Source organism: Weissella minor, assembly GCF_001437425.1.
In the GTDB taxonomy this organism is placed as follows: domain Bacteria; phylum Bacillota; class Bacilli; order Lactobacillales; family Lactobacillaceae; genus Weissella; species Weissella minor.
In genome coordinates this window covers 19,774-39,773 of the sequence record NZ_JQCD01000018.1, presented here as the reverse complement: position 1 = coordinate 39,773, position 20,000 = coordinate 19,774, and the positions used below count along the sequence as shown (strand labels likewise).

Here is a 20,000-nt window from a genome sequence, read left to right as displayed (position 1 = left end):
AAACTCCTAACACCCACCACTGGTCCCACCAAAGTACCTCTCTTTATTTAGAAACTAATTTCTTGTACATCTACACAACTGAAATGGTTCTTTATTTCACCACTCTTTAATGCATCAAAGGCTCGTACTTTTGCATCATCTTCGTTGTAGTATGCCTTACCTTCAAAGACACCGTTATCATCATCAATAATTACATACCGTTTAAGATCACTCATTGTTTTGTTCCTCTTTCTTTAATTGCGTTAAATCTAGGCTTTGTATATCAATATCTGTCACAATTTTCGGAACAGAATCTTGATTTAGAAGTCGCTGTTCGCTCTTGGTAAATTTTATAAACTGATCATAATTCTTTGCGCCCCAATCGACTGCGTTGCTAACAATTGTGATTGCATAACTAACTGGTTTTTGGACTTTACCTAAGTTAGATTTATCTAATGCGTCTTTCAGTGCATCATCAAACATTGCGTTCAGCTCTTTAACTGAATCAACATTTTTAACTAGTGGCAATAACCGTTTCGTCACTACCGCTGAATATTCATTTTGATTTTGCAGCTTGTTTTCATTAAATGCTTTTTTCACGCTTGTATTAATGACTTGTTCATCATCATCCTCAGTATTATTAGTACTTGTTTTATTAGTATTTGTTTTATTAGTATTTGTTAGTGTTGGATTCACCGTGTCCGGTAATGCCGTGTCCGGTGACACCGTATCCGGTAAATCCGTGTCCGGTACATCAAACATTGGTTCGTCTGAAATAAACCAATCATATCTTCCAAATCGTCCATTACCGTCTTTTTGTTGAACTCGCTTTAAATATCCATAATCTTCAAGTTCTCGTAATCCTTTTCTTAATAAATCAATCCCATCCTGATCAGAATGATTGACAAGTTCACTTGTATAGAACTGCCAGTCAGCAGATTGAGCAAACATATAGTAAAAAATGCCTCGCGAATACCAATGTAACCTGCTGTCTTCCGTTATCACATTAGATGTTGTCGTAAAACCTTTTTTCCGTGCTTTAATTACTTTGGCCATACTGCAACCTCCTAGAATGGTAAGTCATCGTCTGAAATATTGACTTCTTGACCATCCGCAAAAGGTCCATTGGCTGGCATGCCTGTATTTTGACTTTGTGCGTTATACACATTACCTGCCGCATTATTTCCAAACGCATTAGGTGTTTGTGAAGTATCACCAAATCCACCATTATTCTGCTGTACTGCATTCTTACGTTGTTCACTTTCAGCTCGACTCTCTAATAATGAAAAATTATCTACCACTACCTCAGTGACATAAATTCGTTGTCCCTGTTGATTCTCATAGTTACGTGTTTGAATCCGTCCCTCTATGGCAATTAGCGAACCTTTTCCTGTAAAGTTGGCTAAGTTTTCAGCTGATTTACGCCAAATCACACAGTTAATAAAGTCTGTCTCACGTTCCCCATTCGCATTAGTAAATTGTCGATTGACTGCCAGGTTAAAACTCCCCACAGCCGTTCCTGAACTCGTATACTTCAAGTCCAAATCTTTAGTTAGTCTTCCAACCAGTACGGTTCTGTTTATCATCGATTTGTTTCATCCTTTCATAAGTCATAATGCCTAATTGATTTAGCATTTTGGGTTCTAAGTAAATTCCTTTAACGTGGTATAAGTCTGAAAAAGTAGGCCAGCCCATATTCCCAGCCTCTTGATGGTGAATACGACACAAAGCCACCAATCGCTTTTCTCGATGATCCGCTAATGCTCTAAATTGATTATTTCCAATTGCATCAACGTGGTGTACATCTGCATGTTTCCCACAAAGCACACAGCTCCTGTATTTAAGCGATTGATACATATACATGTCTAAATCATCTTGATATGACAAAGCGCTCTTAGAGAGCGGAATATGCCATTTAAGCGCATAGTCTAATAAAAAGCTAATGAAATATCTTGCTGTCGTCATATCTGTGTCACTAAATGAAAATGTTTCTTCTCCCGTTTCTTCTACAAATAATTTTTTCATTGCATCTTTAAAACTACTTTCATCTTGTCCAATTTGCTTAGCCATGTCATGAAGCAAGGCATAGGCTTTCTTACGCTGCACTGCACTAATCTTCCGATTATCAGGTATATTCAACACAGCTTCTGGATAATCTTCATGTGTATACAAAGATAAGGTTGCAAGTTCTTCTGGGTTCTCTGCTGCAAATCTTACAATATTACCCTGCACACCAATCATGCGTCCCCAAAGCTCCATTACTCTAGCCCAGCATCATTAATGCTATAAATGGCTGCCCCTGCTAAAAGAGAAGCAGTGTTCGCAGACAATTTGTTTAATCCATTATCAGTGTTAGCATGTGTATCTAATCCCGCAGTTGCAAATACTTGATCAATTTTCGCTTTTGGTACCTTTTTCAATTTTTCTTTCAGACGGGCAATGATGGCTTTTCTAACCTCGTCTTGCTTCAGCTGTTCTTGCTTAACTGCCGTTATTTGCTCCCCATCATCATCTTCATCGGCAACCACTCCAAATGCTGTAGCTAAGCTTCCACGACGGGCATACGTATTGTTGGCCAACATTTGTTGCGGTGTTGTTCCAATGTCAACAGGTAACCCCTCTAAGGCAATTACTTCTCCTGATGTATGGCGAATATAAGTAATAACCTGACTCATTCGCTTTCCGTTTGCATCAATGTCTGTGATAATTTCTTGTTGATAGCTCAATCCATGTTTAGGAGCAATTTTCTTAATAGATTTAGTAATGTCTGATAAATCAGCATAGTTTCCAAAGTGCCCTTTATGGTTTTTGGTTGGCTGTGTTAACTCATCTTGAAATTTTGCTAATGCTTCATTCAATTCTGGAGTTGGATCTAATCGTATATTTCGTTGCATATTAATCTCCTAGTTCAATGACCTTGGCACCCATAAATCGTAAATATCTTTCAAAATATGGAGTAACCAATTCCTCATCAATATAATTTCCGTCTACATCAATCCATACATATTGACCTGAGTAAATCTCGGTGTCTTCAAAATCAAAGCCTACAGGTTCATCATCATCTGGTGGATCAATGCGTGCATCTGGTACTTCATCTTTCATTTAATCACTCCTTTTTGCTATACTCTTCATAAAACGAGGTACTTATAATGTCGGTTTTTAATATTTTATCTATATTTGCTTTTGTCTTTTCAGCCATAACTGTTGCATTAAAAATTGTTGAATATATCCCAGATTTAAAGGTCATTTCATTGTTTCAATATAAAATGAAAAATGCTGAACACATTTCCAAATTAGTTATTTCTTATTCAAATTATTCTCCCCAACCTATTTCAATTCTTGCCATTTCAATAATGTGTTCAGATGGAAAAATATATAATGTTCCTTTTACAAAAATGACAGATGTTGAAAATTTGTACTCTGACTTACCGTTTAAAAACTTTCTTCCTTGGCATAATGATTTACTTTTCATTGAGATAAAACTCCCTAAGAATGTTGAAATAACTAAAATCATTACTCAAACAAATCGAAAAAAATTCAAAAACAAGGTTAATGAGATAGATTTAACACCATCAGAATGGCTGTCACTAAGAACCAGATAGTATAAGGAAACACCTCTTTAATAAAGGCTGTCTTTATAACAAGACTTACTAATTCGAAAAAATTTTTTATTGGTTCCATTTGCCTGCCCTCATTTCTTCGTGTTATAGTTTAGGAGTAAATTTCTTCATAACCTATTTACTCCCGAAGCGTTCTCTGTTGCAGCAGAGTTCGCTTTTTTATTTACGTATTTTTCATCAGTTCGACCAACAATATAATCAATGCTAGTCCCATAAAAATCAGCAATCTCCCATAACACTTTATAATTCGGCGTTCTTTCATTACGTTCATAATTGCTGTATGAATTAATTACTAATCCTAATTTTGAAGCTAATTCTGTCTGTGATAAATTTTGAGACTCTCGTAATTCTTTTAGTCTATTCATCTGTTCTTCCCATCAAATAGTCGAGTGACACATCATAATAATTAGCGAGTTTAATCCATGCTTCTTTATCAGGCTGTCGTTTGCCTAGTTCATATCTAGATAGAGTATTAGGGTCTATTTTTAATTGCTTGCTAACGTATATGATAGTTTCGCCCACATCTAGCCTTAGTTGTCTTAATCTGCTAACCATTTCGTTTGCTCCTTCCATTCTTTACTTACTGCAACTTCTTCTGCATAGTCTCTTCCAAGTAACCCCCATAAGATTAAATAACCCATTACATGTAATGGCTTACGGAATGGCTTGTAATAAGAAAGGTCGGTAATTATTGTCCCTAGGCCAACTGCTGCCAAAATAAAAGTTATCGTTACTATTAAAGGTCCTGTCATTTGTATTCCCTCCGTGCATATTTTCTAACCAGATATTGTGAGAACTTTCCTTGTACCAGGTCAATTTCAACACCCATCTTTACAAAATTAGGATCTACACGAACTTTGCTATTAAGAGTGTCTTTATTAATATTTAGTATTAAACAAACCTGAGGTCCTGAAATCCACTCTTCATCGCGAGACGGCATTTTAACTTCTTTTTCCATAAACTATCCCTACCACTTAATCGTCACACCATCATTATTGGTGCCTACCTCGTACTTCAGCTCTTCAATGTCGGTCTTATGTGACTCTACATACTCTGTACAACCATGCTCTTCAACCTCTCCATCATATGAAAATGTGATGTGGTCTTGAGTATGCATAACATTTTTAATCTTCTCTTCAACGATAGGGTCAAACCGTTCTAATCCTTGAACATATGCACTACGCGCTTGCTTTGCTGTTAATTTCATTTCTATACCTCATTTATTGTTTTATAATGTGTTTGCTGAGCATCGATTGGCGTAAAGAACTGGAAAATATCGCTAAAGATAGTACTAGCCAGCACGACTAGTTACTAATTTTGTAAAGAGCAACTCATTAGCCAATTTGAGTGCTCTTTCTTTTTTTTGCATAACTGGCAGCATTTTTGTCTATCAAGTTAACAATAGCCAATGTGATTTCTCGCAATTCTTGATCTTCCATCAATTCTTCATCAATCGAAGCTTCATCTTCTCGTTTAGCTGCTTTTTGATTTTGATACATGGCTACATTCGTATCACGTTTTGTCTTATCCATCTCTATTCCTCCATCTCTAATTCTGTTTGTTCTGGGTTAACAAACTTCTTATAAAAATATTCTCGTCCGTATGGTGTAATTCGCATTCGTGGTGTGTACTCAATACCATTTTCACCAACACCGCCACTCTTCAAAGTAAACAACTTAGGTACATATTTCTTATACGGTTGTAACTTTCCGTTACGTCCTTGTTGTCGATAGATATACTTATGGTTGAGCAGTACATCTACTAGCTCGTTTTGCTTAATTCCCATTTCAGCTGACGCCTCACGTACGCCAATTGCCTCGCCAGTTGCAATGAACTTATCGTGCAACTCAGCTTTTGGTGTGAGTTCAGCAATCTTACTTTCGTATCCGATGAGCTTGTTGTTCGCATACTGTAATGAACGTGCCATCATCAGTTCTGGTGAGTTCCATTGCTTTTCTATTTGAATGAAGTAGTCTCGAATTTGATTACCACGTTCAGTCTTGGTCATCATTGAGATGTGCTTGGCCATATCGACTGAAAGCGAATAGTCATCAAGCATTCGTGTAGCACCATTATTAACAACCGTAGGCAAACCTACACTTGTAAAATCACTTCCGGCAACAAACATATCTTCATATCTGCCAAACCAAAGGCTAAACCTTTCCTTAATACCAAGTGCCTTGTGTAACTCTCGAGCACTAACTCGTTGTTCGCCTTGTTCATTCGTTTGAATGTTAATTAATTCGTTATCCATTGTTATGCCTCCTGTGTTTGCATATTTAAAATTTTTGTCATCTTATTACGAAGCTCAATACTTTTTGGATCCGCACCACCTTTAATTGCCCGTGATACTTGAGCTTGAGATGTACCTAACATTTCTGCTACTTCCTTTTGCTTAAATCCCGAACGCAACATTGCAGTTTTAAAATCGATATATACATTTTGTGCTTCCTTTTCCAATGCAGTCATAGTCTCACCTCCTTCCTATGTTTATTTTTGCTATAATTTAGATAATTAATAAAAAATGAGGTAAATGATGATGAGTGTTGATATTTGGGTACTTCTAGCATCTACATTAATTTCCGGTTTATGCACCGCTATTCCTGCTTCCTTGACTGTCTATTTTTCTTTCAAACAGCATCAAGAGACTAACAAACACGATGCAGAACAACAGAAAATACAGAATACTCAAGAAATAGAATCTCTAAAGCTCCGTCACCAACAAGAACTTGATGAACTGAAAATCAATCATGATTATAAAAACCAGACGAGCAAATTACATGAATCTTTTAGTATTGCTAAACAAAATAGAGAGCTGATGTTCAAAGATTTGACAACATATCTTGAAAAGCTAAATGCATATTACGAGGATCGTTCATCAGCCTCGTTTTATGCTCTTACAGAAGCGGAATCTAGGATTCTTCTGTTCCTAGGAGAAGATGAATCTCAATATCTTCTGGATGCTCGACGAACTCTCTCGACTTATATTGACGATAGCCATACTGTCGAAAGTGAGTCATGGACTCACTACAAGTTCATAGTTTCAAAAATAGCCCAATACAAGTCAGAACTTGGCCTAACAGTATATAAAGACTAAATCCCTTTGCTGTGCCCCAGAATAGTTCATAATCCTTCTTATAAACGCAATAAGCCCATGTACCAAGCATGATTAATAGCATCCACATGGACAGGAAGAGACCGTATAAAAACAGCCATGGATTTGAAATATAAGACATATATTTTCTCCTTTCTGTATATTTTTTATCAAGTTGTTGACTGATTTTTACAACTATTGTAAAATAAGTGCATACGAAATAAGCCAATAAAAGCACTGCTATCAATTGTTCACTCGCCAAAGTTACTTGTGATAGTGGTTTGTTTTTTATTGCTTAATTACTTGATGAGTTAATAATAACAACCGTTGTAAAAATAGTCAACGCTTAATCACAATGATTGTAATTTTTTTCTCTTTGAAAATGGAGAATCGCCCACATGACTATATTTGATCGAACAAAAGAAACCGCAAAATCAAGAGGCTACAGCCTACAAGAAACCGCCAAAAAGGCTGGATTAAGTCAAAATGCTATTTACAACTGGAAGAACACTACACCGAGCGATGTATCTTTGAATTCTGTCGCTAATGTCCTAGGTGTATCAGTAGACTACCTATTAGGTAATACTGATGAGATGCACCCTAAGCAATTGACTGGTGATCCAGATGTTGACGGTGTTGATTTAAATGATTACTTCAAGAAACGAGGATTACTTCGTTTCAACGGTAAACCTATTCCAGAAGAGGATTTAAGAATCATCTATCGTATTCTGGAAACCGGCGAAGAAGATTAGAGGCCTGCCTATGGAAGACTGGTATCTTGAACTCATTAGAGACCTTTATAGAGAATCTGATACAGAATTATTTATTTCTGAAAAATTATCATCTGAAACACCTAGTTTTTATGACCCAATTAAAAATAAAGCCGTCATAAATAGCAGCTATCATAAAGTCCACGGATATATTGGATTTGCTTGCATACATGAACTAGGTCATGGCAAAAATAGATCTAAGTTCCCCTTTGCCATACGCCCTTTTAATGAATATGATGGATCTGATAACGCAGAACGAGCAGCAAATGAATTTGCAATTAATGCATATCTAGACCACCATTTTTCCAATAACGGACGAGACAATTGGAAAGATGTCATTGATATATACGAGATACCATCTTCCTTAGACTATCTCGTTATTGAACTAATGGAAGATCGCAAATAAAAAAGCCACCCGAAGGTGGCGGAAAGTGTGAATATTTTGAATAATAATAACAAAACTCGTTCTAATAATAACTCAACAAAATCAAAAAACGGACTACTAATTCTACTAACCGTATTTGCTGGTATTATAGCTCTCGCAGCAGTTTTTTTCATAGGTATTTCTATCTCAAACTCTTCTCAATCAGCTAGCTCAAGTTCACAGGTATCATCTGATTCGTCGTCCAAAGTCTCATCATCAGAGAAAGATTCATCTTCTCAAGATAACAATGTGCCTGTCTCATCTCAGGAATCTAAAGAACCCGTTGATGATGGATACAACTATGTTTTAGTATTTGCGGATGGAACAAAGCGCCTAAGTAGGACCGCTCCCACAGGCTCTGCTTGGCAAGAAGGAACATCTTCACCAGCTAGTAATGGTCATCTTGGTCGTACTACTTATAACCAAATGTCCTTTAAACAAATGGGTGGAAAAACCTCACCAAGCGATCAAAAAGATTCTCGAGATGACTATATGAAAGAATGGAATGATGAATATGATGCAGACAGTAACGCTATGTTAGAAAAATCTATTCCTTACTACGACTAAATTAAAAAAGCACCCTAAGGTGGCATACATAGTCCAACCGTGAAGACTATAAAAGCTTCCCTGAATCATTAGCTCAGTTGGTTAGAGCAGACGGCTCATAACCGTCCGGTCGTTGGTTCGAGTCCAACATGATTCATTACAAATTAAAAAGCCACTAATCAAAGTTAGTGGCCACGGAATCTAAGTTCCAGTATGCGGACTCGAAGTCCATAAGTGAATATTAGCATATCCATAAAAATTTGTGAATAAAAAGCCCCACCGAAGTGGAGCAAAACACTACTTACGTAAGTAACGTTTAATTGCGTCAATGATGAACGGCGTTAAAACCGATACGATCAATGACAATATAGCTGTAAATGCAGCAAGTACAAAACCTTCCATGATAGGAAAACCTCCCATCTAGCATCTTATGTGATTGTGATGCCAAATAAGAGTATACATGAATAAGTACAAAATAAAAACCATTTAGGCAATCACTCCTAAATGGTTTGAAATCAAGAGGTTTCCCTATTGAAAGATTTTGTACTTAAATTGTATCACAAGTAGATTAATAATTGCAAAATAAAAAAACTTTTATATACACATTTACTCAAAGGAGCACAACTGATTGACACTTTTAAGTCCTGACCTAACATTACTATTTCTTATCATCGCCAATATATGTATTACTATACTTTTATGTCTACCATCTGCAGTTATAGCATGGTATGTACATTCTTCATTTAAATGGTTGTTTACACTTTTATTTGTTTTATTTCTACTAGCTTCACTCTTCTCTATTTGGCAATACAACCAAGTGTAAATACTTATAAAGACAATAAAACAAAAACATTATATATTACTTGTTTGTACTAACTTCACGTCAATATACGACCTGGGTATGTCTTTAAACTACTCAATTTTTAAAACGAGAGGTTAGGTTTAAATTAACATGGCATCAATATCTAAAGTTGGGTCAACATACAAAGTAAGAGTAAGCATTAGAGATGGCGATAATTATAGGAGAAAAACTAAAAGTGGATTCAAGACAAAATCAGCAGCTAAAGCTTGGGCAATTGAACAAGAATCATTAAAAAATACAAGCGGATTATCAATTGGTGCAGATCAATTATTTTCAAACTATTTTGAAGCTTGGTATAAATTATATAAAACTGACATTACTGAAGCTTCCCTTAAATGGTACCGTCATACCCATAGATTGTTGGTCGAATACTTGCCCAACGTAACATTAGAAAAATTAAGCAGGCCAATTCTACAAGATTTTTTCAATCAACTTGGAACAAAGAACGCCTATTCAACCAATCAAAAAGTAAGAATGTATATTCGTTCTTCTTTACAAAATGCAATTTATGATGGACTGATATATCGTGACGCAACGCAAGGAGTCGTTATTACTGGAAAGGATGGCAAGTCAAAAGATCTCAAATTTCTAGAAACCAAACAAATGGCAGACGTTATTCAATTAATTCAATCGATTCCTATTGCCGAAAGAACCATCAGTGATGAAATGATTCTCACGGGCTTATATACAGGAGCTCGTTATCAAGAAATTGCTGCATTGACGTTATCGGATATAAAGCCCGGACTTATTTCAATAAATAAAGCTTGGGAACAATTCGAGAAAAAAATAAAAGAAACTAAAACAAAAACATCCAATAGAATAGTTGACGTCCCTGTTCAATTTACAAATGAGCTAATGGATTGGGGAAAAAGCAGTAATAAACACTCTTTTATATTCTCTAAAAATGGAAAAACGCCCGTAACATCTGCTGCACCTAATAAACGACTACATGAAATCTTACGAGAAATTAATTCTCCTAAACAAATTTCTTTCCACGGATTACGTCACACTCACGCAAGTTGGTTGTTATCACAAGGTGTGGACACACAGTATGTATCTGAACGCCTTGGTCATTCATCGGTAACAATTACGTTAGAAGTGTACACCCACCTTTTGCAAAATAAGCGTGAAACAGAATCACAAAAATCCGTCAATCTTCTCAAAAAATTAGAATAATATGATTCATATTCACCAGAAAAAAAGTCCGAATTTCGGTCCAAATGATGGTCCAAATCGGGTCCAAATTGTGGTCCAAATGAAACAGAAAATGGCAGAATTTGACAGAAAATGACAGACAAAAAGCGTAATTATAAATACAAAAAACTGCTGTAAAGCCTTTTATACCAGGCAAAACAGCAGTTTATAGCAATTTAGTCAAAATGACCAAAATGTTCCCTGTCGGACTCGAACCGACGACCGGACGGTTATGAGCCGTCTGCTCTAACCAACTGAGCTAAAGGAACGGACCAATTTAATCAAACGATTAAATCATGTCCCCGCACGGACTCGAACCGTGGACCCAAGGATTAAAAGTCCCTTGCTCTACCAACTGAGCTACGGAGACAAACCCATCTTTATAAAAAGACCAATTTCAATTATACAAAAAGATTTCAGATTTGTATAGCAACAATTACAACTGATTTAACAGCGCTTCGAAGGCTTGTGGTGCTTCGAAATGAACATTATGGCCTGCATCCGAAATCACAAATCTGCGACCATTGGTCAAACGCGTTTCCATTTGATCGGATATGCCCAAAAATTTCTGATCAGTTGCACCATTGATTAAAATAGTTGGTAACTGAATATCAGCTAAAGCTGGCCAGAAGTTGGGCATTTGACCTGTACCAAAATAGTTTAGTGAAGCCTGTACGTTTTCCACATTTTGCTGAACGCGTTGTTGATGCATAAATGTTTGTTGTGCTTGCGACACGTGTGCTTGACTCTTAAAGAGCGGCATTTGCTCCCATTCATCAATGAATGCTTCCATGCCCACTTCACCCACATGCTCGGCTTTTAGTTGATCTGCCTTTTGTCGGTCTGTGCGTGCTGCGGCTTCAGCTAAGCCAGGTGTCCCACTCTCTAATACGAGCATCTCAAGATTTTCAGGATAGGTCAATGCATATGCTAATGCTAAGCGGGCGCCCATTGAATAACCGACTAAACGGATTGGCTCATTGGTCAACTGTCGTAACACACGCTGTAATTCTGCAACTTGCTGCGAACTAGCAAAACGCATGGCCGGATCAACCGTCGGCTTATCACTCCCAAAACCTAATAAATCAAGACGAATGATTGTGCCCTGCGGTGCAATTTCAGCAAAATCGGCATGACTGCCTAAAAAGCCATGCAGAAAAACCCAAACAGGTGCACCCGCACCTGTTTTTTCGTACATATAGGGATAACCATCAATTTCAATCGTTTCCATGCAATGCTCCCAATTCCTTCAATACTGTTTGATGGGTCTCATAATTCGTTTGACGTTGCGTTTGAACTTCAATCAAGTGCAAACCTTGACTAGGTGCTTTAACCAGTTCAACCAATGCCTGTTGGCTGGTTGCTAATGTATATTTTGCATTATACAACTCGGCCACCTTAGCAATCGAAAGCCCTTGTCCCGTCCCAAATAACAATTCGAAATATTCATCTGCCGCCGCTTGTGGTAAGAATGAAAAAATACCACCACCATCATTATTCGTGACTAGAATTGTTAAATTAATTTTTTCCTGTTTTGCCAACATTAACCCATTCATATCATGATAAAAAGCCAAATCACCGATGGCCAACCAATTATTTTCATGGTCAAGCGCCATCCCAACGGCACTAGAAATCGTGCCATCAATACCATTAGCACCACGGTTAGCCCAGACATGGACCGCATTTTGTGCTTGCCAATAATTGTCATAATCACGAATTGGCATTGAATTGGCAATAAATAAATTAGTATCCGCTGGTAATTGCGTCATTGCCTGCACAACTTGTAAGTCGTTAAAGTCAGTCACATTGGCGATAACACGCGCGACATCTTTTTGAGTGTCTTGCCAAGCTTGGCTAAATTCCGCATTATTTTTAAAATCAAGCTGATCAAACGCATTTAAAAATATCGGCGCTTCTGTTTCAACAACAACATCCGTATAACGGGTATGGTCACGTCCACTAAATGCGGTGCCAACTTGAACAACTTGAATCTGATGCTCTTTTAGCCATGCTAAGACTTTTGCCGAGACCGGCGTCCCACCAAAACGAACAACCAATTTTGGCATTGGCAAGTCCGCAATCGTCCCAGCACTTATCAGCGCATCAATTCCCACAATTGCAGTCAAACCTGGTCGTGTTTGGCTCAAAACATCAGCTATTACTGGGATATGATGGCGTTGTGCAACTTGACTTAATTGTTCAGAATAGTTCGCACCTTCTTGTGGTCCTGCTAAGAATATCACGGGACCTTGTAACCATTCGTCATCAAGCTGCACGCTTGCGTTGGTTGCCGCAAAGACAATCGGGGTCACTTCTGGCCATGCTTGACCTAAGTCTGGCATCAACGGCTTGCGTAATGGCAAATTGATTTGAATCGGTCCTGCTGGCGCCGTCGTTGCCAAATGTACTAAATGTTGTGTCTTATACACAATATACGCAAAAGTATCTGGCGTTGTGCTTTGCACACTGATTGTCACATCAGCTTTAGTTTGGTCACCATATAAGTTGGTTTGATGCAAGGTTTGGGGTGCCCCAATCGCCTGTAATTCTTCCGGTCGGTCAGTTGTTAGTGCAATTAAGGGCACGTGTGAACTTGATGCTTCGGCCATTGCTGGTGCATAGTTAACCGTTGCTGTCCCAGATGTTGCCAATAAAACAACTGGCTCGTTTTTAGTTTTCGCAATCCCTAAGCCCAAAAATCCGGCTGAACGTTCATCAACAGCAATATGTAAGTGCATGTCAGCCACTTGATGGGTCACAAATTCAGCCAAGAGTAAAGCGACGGGCGTTGTTCGTGATCCAGGCGATACAACCACATGCCGCACACCTTGTTGATATAAACTTTCTATTAAAGCTTTAATATTTTCAGTTAATTGTTCATTCATGAGTTTGTCCTTTAATCAGTGTGCGCATTGGTGTCATCTTTAATTGAATTTCGGCTGCCTCTTGCGCTAAATCAGAATCAGGTAAAATTCCTGCACCCGCAAACAATGTTAACGCCTTGGTATTGGCATACATGGACCGAATGCCGACCACGAATTCACCACTACCATCCGGATATTGATAACCAATTGGTGCTGCAAATAAACCACGTGGTTCAGCTTCATCTTCGGCAATAACAGCTTGCGCCCAGGCTTGTGGCATCCCCCCCAAAGCTGGTGTTGGATGCAAACGTTGTACCAAATCGAGCACCGTCATCGTTGCGTCCAAACGACCTGTAATTGGCGTATATAAATGTTGAATTTGGGGTGTCTTCAAAATTTCTGGTACTGCGGCATATGTTAAATCATGCATATCTTGCAGGCGTTCAGCAATCGTTTGGACCACAATATCATGCTCATGTCGATTTTTCTTGTCTCGCCACAAATCATCTGCCAATGCGGCATCCTCCGCTTCGGTCGCACCACGTCTGATTGATCCTGCCACTGCGGCCGTTTCAAATTGCGCCCCTTGCATCCGCACAATCCGTTCTGGCGTTGCTGAAACAAAGACTTCCTGCTCGCGCTTAATAACCATATGGTAGCTATGCGGTTGTTGCTGTTCTAAATCATCTAAAATGACATCCAAAGCTAGTGGCCCATCCAATGCCAAATGCGTTTGCATGCCTAACACCACTTTTTCTTTGGTAGGATCATTTTGTAATGTCGCTAGCACCGGCGTCATCCGCGTCACCCAGTCGTCTTCCTGCCTCATTTGAACAAGCCGTCGTAACACATTGGTCCGTTCAACTTCACTTTGCCATTCTGTGTTTTGGGTTAAATCAATGACCGTCTTCGGCGCCACAAAGTAGCCACCCATAATCCCAACAAGTGTTTGTTTGGAGTTAAAATTGAATCCACCAAAAATCGGCCCGCTTTGTGCTGCGACCCATTGATTGAGCATATCCGGATTTTCCCAATCCATCAATTCCGATTGACGACCAAAGCCAACCAGCCGTGTTTTTTTATCAGCTGATGCAAAATATACAGCATCTGCTTGCTGATTAAATTCATTCATCCATTTTTGCATGTTCTCGACTCCAATCTTCTTGTAACGCAACTAAAACCGCTCGTAAGTTGTCATCCGCAACCGTTAAATACAATCCTTTGATACCACGTGTCAACAAAATACTAGCAGCGTGATACATGACCGCTTGCTGCATGTTCGCAATCTCTTGCTCAGTTGTTAAATGTGGCGACTTCTTATAAATTTCTCGATGGGTCACTTTTTCTGTATCAATAACCATCTGGCGCGTCGCTTCATCATAAACAAATGGCGGCCCCAAAATCACACCCGCATAGTTTAAGTCGAATCCTTGCATGGTATAGATTGAACCGACTTCATTAATTGATTCCGGCCGCTCCCCCCACGGTGTCTTTTGTGCATCATATTCATCCCATGGCAAACTAAAATCGTCCATGTATACATGATGATCACCATTTGGTAAGCGTTTAAAACCACTTGTCGCAATCATGCGTGACAAGCCCACTTCTTGATTGCGCTGCTTAATTGCAGCATACATATCGCTTGCCCGGTCATAGATTCTTAAATCATAGCTGCCTAAATCAGCTGGTATTGGTTTGATTGTACCAACACTCAAATCCGCTAACCAATCCAACACAGCCGGATTCGCTTGCACCCGATATTGTAAATCTAAATCAAACGTTTTTGTCACCGCAGTATGGGTGACTTCATCGATTAAAGCCTGATTCCAAAATGCCTTTGATTGCATCACCTGTTCTAGGTCAAAAACAACGACTACAACTTTTGCAATTTTAATAAGCTCACTTAATTGATTGTCTTGCATGAATTTAATATAAGGTTCAGATTTAGACAATAGCAAATGTCCTTCATCTACCACAATCACATCATATTTTTCATGTTGTTTATGCGCTTGATTGATTAAACTAGTTGGCCTTAAATAATCTTTCTTGCGTAACATCGGCTCTTGACTGGCCAATTCCTGATAGACTTTTAGCAATTCTGGGTGATTGACCGTAAAAGCATTTTTAGTCCCGGCATAGACAGAATGATTTTGACGACTGCCCGTTTGCAGGCGTTTAAATAGTTCCGTTAAAACAACACTTTTCCCAGTTCCAGCTTTACCACGAATAATTGCCACCGCACCCGCTTCATTTGGCTTCCGTAATTGTGCTTGGATAAAGTGTTCAATCTGGGTTAATTGTTCTTCTTGCGCATCGGTTAATTTATCAACATTAAATTTTTTAATTATCTCATTTTCCATAGATTTATTATAACACCGTCGAAAACCTGCTGTAATCAGCTTTATTCAATCTACACAAGCGTCAAATTAGCACTCTAGTGGATAAAGTGCTAATTTTTTCGAAAAACCCCTTGTTTTTCTTTTTTATGGTGCTATCATAATAAATGTAAGCAAGGCAAGGGCAAACAAAAGCAAACCTAAACTTACTTACCAACTCAAAATAACAATAATAAAATAAAGAGAGGTATTTATCATGAGTATCGAAGTACGGACATATAACGATTTGAATCACTTTATCGACCAAGTATCACGTGGATTGTTCAACGAGGCCCAAGCCCCATCAGTTTTGAATGCTGATGTGACTGAGTCTGAAGACAAGTACACCGTTCATGTTAATGTACCTGGTGTCGACAAAGACAATATTAGCTTGAACTATCGCGATGGCGTTCTAAACATCGATGCTAAGTATGATCACTTTGAAGACCACGAAGACAAAGATGACAACGTGTTATTGAGCGAGCGTACTGAAGGTTCAGCTCACCGTAGCTTGAACTTGCCTGGTGTCGACGAAGCTGAAATTGAAGCTAACGTTGAAAATGGTGTGCTTACACTTATCTTGCCTAAGGTCCAAGAAGCTGATCACAAAATTTCAATTAACTAAATTTCATTAAAGTCTGTTGTTCGGTTATTTCCGGAAACAGGCTTTTTTATAATAAAAGAAACCCCAGTTTACTAGATTCACTCTAATAAGCTGGGGGATTTTTATTTATTTTCCAAACCAAATGCCAATTTCGCGTTCAGCAGCTTCTTCACTATCCGAACTATGCACGACATTACGTAGCACACCATCTTCCCATTCGCGACCAAAATCACCACGAATTGTTCCAAAATCGGCTTCACCCGGATTTGTCGCACCGGCTAAACGTCTGAAACCAGGAACCACGTTAACACCACTTACAATCATGGCAACAATCGGTCCTTCTTGCATATAACGACTCATTTTTGGATAAAATGGCTGATCCACTTTATCTGCATAGTGTTGAGCCAACAGCTCATCCGTAGCATGTGTCACTTTCAAATCTTGAATTTGATAACCTTTACGTTCAATTCGTGTAATCACTTCGCCAATGTGGCCAAGCGCAACGCCGTCTGGCTTAATTAGAATCAATGTACGTTCTTGTGTCATGTTGTTGCCTCCATTTTTAATTATCATCAGACATTAACACATTCATTATACTATGATTCATTGGTCACAACCATTCTTTCTGGCTAAAATACGAAAGCGCTACCAATTAAAAGCAATAGCACTATGCCCACTAAATGCCAATGCTTTGCATGATACATAATCGCAAAATACTCACGCATGTAAGCCTGCCAAAAATAGGTTGGATCAGTCCGTCCGGCAATTCCCTGGGTTGGCATCCCTGCTTTTTGGGCCAACATAGCGGCGCGATAAAGATGATAGTCACTCGTCACAAACGCACCTGACCTAAGGGCAATCTTTTCTTCTAACAAAAGGCGCTTTGAATTGACCATATTTTCCCATGTACTGGTTGATTCAGTCTCAACCAATATCATTTTGGAAGGATAACCCTGATCAACGACATATTGACGCATCGCAACCGCCTCTGGCCGACGTTCATCTGATCCTTGCCCGCCTGACATAACAAATAACGGTTCAATTTTATGCTGTTGTACAAACCGTAAGCTCGTATTAATTCGGGTTCGCAGTGTGGATGAGACAACCTGACCCTGGTCTAATTTCGCCCCCAAAACCAACAAATAATCAATTGGTAAGTTACGTTGCTGCCTGTGTCGATACAACACAAAACCAATGCCAAAGGCAAACCACCAGAAAGCAAAATAACTAGCAACAAGCAATCCTAGTGTTAAACTTGGTCGCAACCATGATAAATACCCAAATCCATAAACCATGCTACTCATGATGCCCAGTCCGAGACTTCCGACTACAATTACCATTATCGTCTTGTTAACTAACCCATACCCATTTTCATGCCATGTACGTAAAACACTACGCAATAAGGAACGTGCTACCCACAACACAAATAAAACAGCTAGAGTGACACCAATCCCCAGGATTGTTAGCCAGCTATATGCCACAATTGGATGTCCGGCTGTTAAATGGGTCATCCCAATACAAAATAACACAATGGTTAGCAATGGTAGTACCCCATTCCAAATCCAAATTCGCGCTAATTTCAAATTAATTAGCTCTATCACAGCAATCGTGGCAAAAGCTAGCCAAATACTCATGTCACTTTACCTCACATTATCTTTATAAAATAGCTTGGCCAATTCTCCGATTAACGGTTGTCGCCATCCAAGAAAATGACCACCATTTTGCTGAATCAATATATCTAAATGCAAGCGCGTTGCCAATGCAAAAGTCTGCTGCCAATTGACAACCGGATCATCTTTTGCCGTCAGCAATAGCCCTTGATCAATCGTATTCTGAATCTGCTCATAATTCAACGGCACAGCTAAAAGCGGTTTAAATTCCGGAAAAGCAGTTACTGCTGTATCAAAGCCGCCAACTAAAATAACATTTACCTGTTTCAAGTTATTTTGACTTAAATAATGCAGAATATACCAGCAACCCAAACTATGTCCAATCAAACAAATAGGCGCATCAGTTTTAATGGTTGTCATAAGTAAGTGTTGCCAAGCAGCGACGTCTAACGCCTGTTGCGATGGCATGGACAAACGCGTCACCTCGGCATTTAAGTCATCACTAAGCAATTGGTCGAGCCATGGGTACCAAACTGAATTTTCATCAGCGCCGAACCCCGGAACAATATAATAATGCATAAATCCCCCTATATAAGCGCCTTTAGACTAAATTATTTCGCCATGTTAGCTTTTTTTACAAATTTACACACTATGTTTTTTAAACAATTATACTCATTGGTATAGTTAAAGAAAGAAGGCCAGTTATGAACAATACCGACATCGTTTTTATGATTTTATCCAGCTTACTTGTATGGATTATGCCCGCAGGGCTAGCACTATTCTACGGCGGCTTAACGCCACACAGAAGTATGATTAACACCATGATGATGGTACTGTTACCACTTGGCTTTGGCATTGTGTGTTGGTATCTTTTCGGTTATAGCCTAACCTTTAGTGGCGACCATGCACTGATTGGTAATCTAAAGCATTTCGCATTCAACGACGTTTCCTTTACCACCAGTACCAAGGGTCTACAAATTCCAGACGCGGTCTTTGCCATGTTCCAAGGAATGTTTCCTTTAATCACATTAGGTATTATCGCAGGTGCCGTTATTGATCGTATCAATTTGAAATTTTTCATCTTTTTCTGCATCGGTTGGCTAGTACTCGTCTACTACCCACTAGCCCACATGGTTTGGGGTAATGGACTTATCGAACACCTCGGTGCCCTCGACTTTGCCGGTGGTGATGTTGTCCATATTTCATCTGGTATTACTGCTTTAATTTTAGCATTGAAAATTGGAAAACGCCAAAATGCTGAAGCACCAACAGTCCATTGTGCACCAGCTGTTGCGATTGGAATGGCACTACTTTGGTTCGGTTGGTTTGGATTCAATGCAGGATCAGCACTAGGCATCAACGAAGGTGCCTTATACGCCTTGCAAAACACTTTCCTAGCCAGCGCAACCAGCTTTACAATCTGGAACATTTTGGATTACTACACAACCAAACATATTTCACTCTTTGGTAGCTTAACCGGTGCCTTAGTCGGATTAGTGCTCATCACACCTAGCGCTGGATTAGTCACAACCAACAGTGCTTTATTGATTAGCATCCTGGGTACACCCATTCTCTTCTTCGCAATTCCAGCATTAAAAGCACGCTTTCACTACGATGATGCCTTAGATGCATTTGGTGCGCACGGCTTAGGTGGTATCTTAGGTGGTATCTTTACCGGTCTATTTGCAAGTGAACATTTAGCAGGCGTCCAAAACGTCCTTCAAGGTAATTTTCAACTACTTGGTTCACAGCTCTCTGGAATTTTAATCACAATCCTTTGGGCAACAATCGGTACGCTATTACTAACCAAGTTATTAAATAGCTTCATGCCTTTAACAACCGACCTCAAGCCAGACATGACCCGTGATATGATTGAACACGGCGAATCAAGCTTTGAAGTCTAAAGTATCACTACAAAAAAGTCAGACAAATTAAATTTGTCTGACTTTTTTTAATTCAATTGTTCATGCACATTCATTAATGGAAGAATGAAATATAGAATTCAGCAATAGTCAACATAATCGCACCAGCAAGACGATTTTCTATTTACTGCGCAAA

At 38.9% G+C, this 20,000-nt stretch carries 29 protein-coding genes and 3 tRNA genes; 9 read left to right on the top strand and 23 right to left on the bottom strand.

All coding sequences use genetic code 11. The annotated features are described in order from the left end of the window. Positions 1-47 precede the first annotated feature (47 nt). Genes IV67_RS09195 through IV67_RS01830 form a run of 6 tightly spaced genes read right to left on the bottom strand, consistent with a single transcriptional unit; the run spans position 48 to position 3,081 of the window. On the bottom strand, positions 48-215 hold the full coding sequence (locus IV67_RS09195; RefSeq protein WP_157050268.1) for a hypothetical protein: 168 nt from the start codon (positions 213-215) through the stop codon (positions 48-50). Continuing rightward, positions 208-1,035, bottom strand: coding sequence for a hypothetical protein (locus IV67_RS01850; RefSeq protein WP_057786551.1), 828 nt, complete (start codon positions 1,033-1,035; stop codon positions 208-210). The genes IV67_RS09195 and IV67_RS01850 overlap by 8 nt, the downstream gene beginning before the upstream one ends. An 11-nt stretch (positions 1,036-1,046) precedes the next feature. Beyond that, the gene (ssb, locus tag IV67_RS01845; protein ID WP_057786550.1) at positions 1,047-1,565 is read right to left on the bottom strand and encodes a single-stranded DNA-binding protein; all 519 of its coding nucleotides are present in this window, start codon (positions 1,563-1,565) and stop codon (positions 1,047-1,049) included. Further along, positions 1,528-2,220: a putative HNHc nuclease gene (locus IV67_RS01840; RefSeq protein ID WP_236698228.1), complete on the bottom strand. Its 693-nt coding sequence runs from the start codon at positions 2,218-2,220 to the stop codon at positions 1,528-1,530. The genes ssb and IV67_RS01840 overlap by 38 nt, the downstream gene beginning before the upstream one ends. A 17-nt stretch (positions 2,221-2,237) precedes the next feature. Continuing rightward, positions 2,238-2,873 (bottom strand): ERF family protein, encoded by a 636-nt coding sequence (locus IV67_RS01835; protein WP_057786547.1) that lies wholly within the window; start codon positions 2,871-2,873, stop codon positions 2,238-2,240. Between the two features lies 1 nt (position 2,874). Next, on the bottom strand, positions 2,875-3,081 hold the full coding sequence (locus IV67_RS01830) for a hypothetical protein (RefSeq protein ID WP_057786545.1): 207 nt from the start codon (positions 3,079-3,081) through the stop codon (positions 2,875-2,877). A gap of 47 nt (positions 3,082-3,128) precedes the next feature. Here IV67_RS01830 and IV67_RS01825 point away from each other — a divergent pair, with 47 nt between their 5' ends. Beyond that, positions 3,129-3,581 (top strand): hypothetical protein, encoded by a 453-nt coding sequence (locus IV67_RS01825; protein ID WP_057786543.1) that lies wholly within the window; start codon positions 3,129-3,131, stop codon positions 3,579-3,581. A gap of 125 nt (positions 3,582-3,706) precedes the next feature. Here the strand turns inward: IV67_RS01825 and IV67_RS01820 are convergent, their stop codons facing one another. From IV67_RS01820 to IV67_RS01785, 8 genes are all read right to left on the bottom strand, one after another. After that, a complete protein-coding gene (locus tag IV67_RS01820; RefSeq protein ID WP_057786541.1) occupies positions 3,707-3,964 on the bottom strand; it encodes a helix-turn-helix domain-containing protein in 258 nt (85 codons plus the stop codon). Next, the gene (locus tag IV67_RS01815) at positions 3,957-4,154 is read right to left on the bottom strand and encodes a helix-turn-helix domain-containing protein (RefSeq protein ID WP_057786539.1); all 198 of its coding nucleotides are present in this window, start codon (positions 4,152-4,154) and stop codon (positions 3,957-3,959) included. Before IV67_RS01815 ends, IV67_RS01820 begins: the two co-directional genes overlap by 8 nt. Continuing rightward, a complete protein-coding gene (locus IV67_RS01810) occupies positions 4,139-4,351 on the bottom strand; it encodes a hypothetical protein (RefSeq protein ID WP_057786537.1) in 213 nt (70 codons plus the stop codon). Before IV67_RS01810 ends, IV67_RS01815 begins: the two co-directional genes overlap by 16 nt. After that, positions 4,348-4,557: a hypothetical protein gene (locus IV67_RS01805; RefSeq protein ID WP_057786535.1), complete on the bottom strand. Its 210-nt coding sequence runs from the start codon at positions 4,555-4,557 to the stop codon at positions 4,348-4,350. The genes IV67_RS01810 and IV67_RS01805 overlap by 4 nt, the downstream gene beginning before the upstream one ends. Before the next feature lie 9 nt (positions 4,558-4,566). Continuing rightward, a complete protein-coding gene (locus tag IV67_RS01800; RefSeq protein ID WP_057786533.1) occupies positions 4,567-4,806 on the bottom strand; it encodes a hypothetical protein in 240 nt (79 codons plus the stop codon). A 127-nt stretch (positions 4,807-4,933) separates the two neighbouring features. Next, positions 4,934-5,131: a hypothetical protein gene (locus tag IV67_RS01795; protein WP_057786531.1), complete on the bottom strand. Its 198-nt coding sequence runs from the start codon at positions 5,129-5,131 to the stop codon at positions 4,934-4,936. Between the two features lie 2 nt (positions 5,132-5,133). Further along, the gene (locus tag IV67_RS01790) at positions 5,134-5,853 is read right to left on the bottom strand and encodes a phage antirepressor KilAC domain-containing protein (protein ID WP_057786529.1); all 720 of its coding nucleotides are present in this window, start codon (positions 5,851-5,853) and stop codon (positions 5,134-5,136) included. 2 nt (positions 5,854-5,855) lie between these two features. Beyond that, entirely contained in the window at positions 5,856-6,068 is a 213-nt protein-coding gene (locus tag IV67_RS01785; protein ID WP_057786528.1) for a helix-turn-helix domain-containing protein, read from the bottom strand. Positions 6,069-6,138: 70 nt separating this feature from the next. On the opposite strand from IV67_RS01785, the gene IV67_RS01780 reads away from it, so the two are divergent. From IV67_RS01780 to IV67_RS01755, 6 genes are all read left to right on the top strand, one after another. Continuing rightward, positions 6,139-6,696, top strand: a complete 558-nt coding sequence (locus IV67_RS01780; protein WP_157050267.1) for a hypothetical protein — start codon at positions 6,139-6,141, stop codon at positions 6,694-6,696. A gap of 395 nt (positions 6,697-7,091) precedes the next feature. Further along, a complete protein-coding gene (locus IV67_RS01775; RefSeq protein WP_057786524.1) occupies positions 7,092-7,445 on the top strand; it encodes a helix-turn-helix domain-containing protein in 354 nt (117 codons plus the stop codon). A 10-nt stretch (positions 7,446-7,455) separates the two neighbouring features. Then, positions 7,456-7,869: a peptide-methionine (R)-S-oxide reductase gene (locus tag IV67_RS01770; RefSeq protein WP_057786521.1), complete on the top strand. Its 414-nt coding sequence runs from the start codon at positions 7,456-7,458 to the stop codon at positions 7,867-7,869. Between the two features lie 27 nt (positions 7,870-7,896). Beyond that, positions 7,897-8,454, top strand: coding sequence for a hypothetical protein (locus tag IV67_RS01765; protein ID WP_057786519.1), 558 nt, complete (start codon positions 7,897-7,899; stop codon positions 8,452-8,454). A 62-nt stretch (positions 8,455-8,516) separates the two neighbouring features. Further along, positions 8,517-8,590: transfer RNA gene (locus IV67_RS01760), tRNA-Ile, on the top strand. Between the two features lie 795 nt (positions 8,591-9,385). After that, positions 9,386-10,471 (top strand): tyrosine-type recombinase/integrase, encoded by a 1,086-nt coding sequence (locus IV67_RS01755; RefSeq protein WP_057786518.1) that lies wholly within the window; start codon positions 9,386-9,388, stop codon positions 10,469-10,471. Positions 10,472-10,684: 213 nt separating this feature from the next. Here IV67_RS01755 and IV67_RS01750 read toward each other — a convergent pair. From IV67_RS01750 to IV67_RS01725, 6 genes are all read right to left on the bottom strand, one after another. Then, positions 10,685-10,758 (bottom strand) — tRNA-Ile (locus IV67_RS01750). A gap of 28 nt (positions 10,759-10,786) precedes the next feature. Next, positions 10,787-10,859: transfer RNA gene (locus IV67_RS01745), tRNA-Lys, on the bottom strand. A gap of 66 nt (positions 10,860-10,925) precedes the next feature. Continuing rightward, a complete protein-coding gene (menH, locus tag IV67_RS01740; RefSeq protein ID WP_057786516.1) occupies positions 10,926-11,720 on the bottom strand; it encodes a 2-succinyl-6-hydroxy-2,4-cyclohexadiene-1-carboxylate synthase in 795 nt (264 codons plus the stop codon). Then, positions 11,707-13,374: a 2-succinyl-5-enolpyruvyl-6-hydroxy-3-cyclohexene-1-carboxylic-acid synthase gene (gene menD / locus IV67_RS01735; protein WP_057786514.1), complete on the bottom strand. Its 1,668-nt coding sequence runs from the start codon at positions 13,372-13,374 to the stop codon at positions 11,707-11,709. Before menD ends, menH begins: the two co-directional genes overlap by 14 nt. Continuing rightward, on the bottom strand, positions 13,367-14,497 hold the full coding sequence (locus IV67_RS01730; RefSeq protein WP_057786511.1) for an isochorismate synthase: 1,131 nt from the start codon (positions 14,495-14,497) through the stop codon (positions 13,367-13,369). The genes menD and IV67_RS01730 overlap by 8 nt, the downstream gene beginning before the upstream one ends. Beyond that, the gene (locus IV67_RS01725; RefSeq protein WP_057786509.1) at positions 14,478-15,713 is read right to left on the bottom strand and encodes a DUF2075 domain-containing protein; all 1,236 of its coding nucleotides are present in this window, start codon (positions 15,711-15,713) and stop codon (positions 14,478-14,480) included. Before IV67_RS01725 ends, IV67_RS01730 begins: the two co-directional genes overlap by 20 nt. 232 nt (positions 15,714-15,945) lie before the next feature. Between IV67_RS01725 and IV67_RS01720 the strand changes: the two genes are divergently transcribed. After that, positions 15,946-16,353 (top strand): Hsp20/alpha crystallin family protein, encoded by a 408-nt coding sequence (locus IV67_RS01720; protein WP_057786507.1) that lies wholly within the window; start codon positions 15,946-15,948, stop codon positions 16,351-16,353. A 105-nt stretch (positions 16,354-16,458) separates the two neighbouring features. Here IV67_RS01720 and ndk read toward each other — a convergent pair whose 3' ends face one another. The 3 genes from ndk to IV67_RS01705 all read right to left on the bottom strand — a co-directional run bounded on the left by ndk (position 16,459) and on the right by IV67_RS01705 (position 18,521). Continuing rightward, a complete protein-coding gene (gene ndk, locus IV67_RS01715) occupies positions 16,459-16,878 on the bottom strand; it encodes a nucleoside-diphosphate kinase (protein WP_057786505.1) in 420 nt (139 codons plus the stop codon). A gap of 83 nt (positions 16,879-16,961) precedes the next feature. After that, entirely contained in the window at positions 16,962-17,966 is a 1,005-nt protein-coding gene (locus IV67_RS01710) for a YdcF family protein (protein ID WP_057786503.1), read from the bottom strand. A 6-nt stretch (positions 17,967-17,972) separates the two neighbouring features. Beyond that, positions 17,973-18,521 carry an RBBP9/YdeN family alpha/beta hydrolase gene (locus IV67_RS01705; RefSeq protein ID WP_057786501.1) on the bottom strand — a complete coding sequence of 183 codons (549 nt, stop codon included), beginning with the start codon at positions 18,519-18,521 and terminating at the stop codon, positions 17,973-17,975. A 125-nt stretch (positions 18,522-18,646) separates the two neighbouring features. On the opposite strand from IV67_RS01705, the gene IV67_RS01700 reads away from it, so the two are divergent. After that, positions 18,647-19,846 carry an ammonium transporter gene (locus IV67_RS01700; RefSeq protein WP_057786500.1) on the top strand — a complete coding sequence of 400 codons (1,200 nt, stop codon included), beginning with the start codon at positions 18,647-18,649 and terminating at the stop codon, positions 19,844-19,846. Positions 19,847-20,000: the final 154 nt, after the last annotated feature.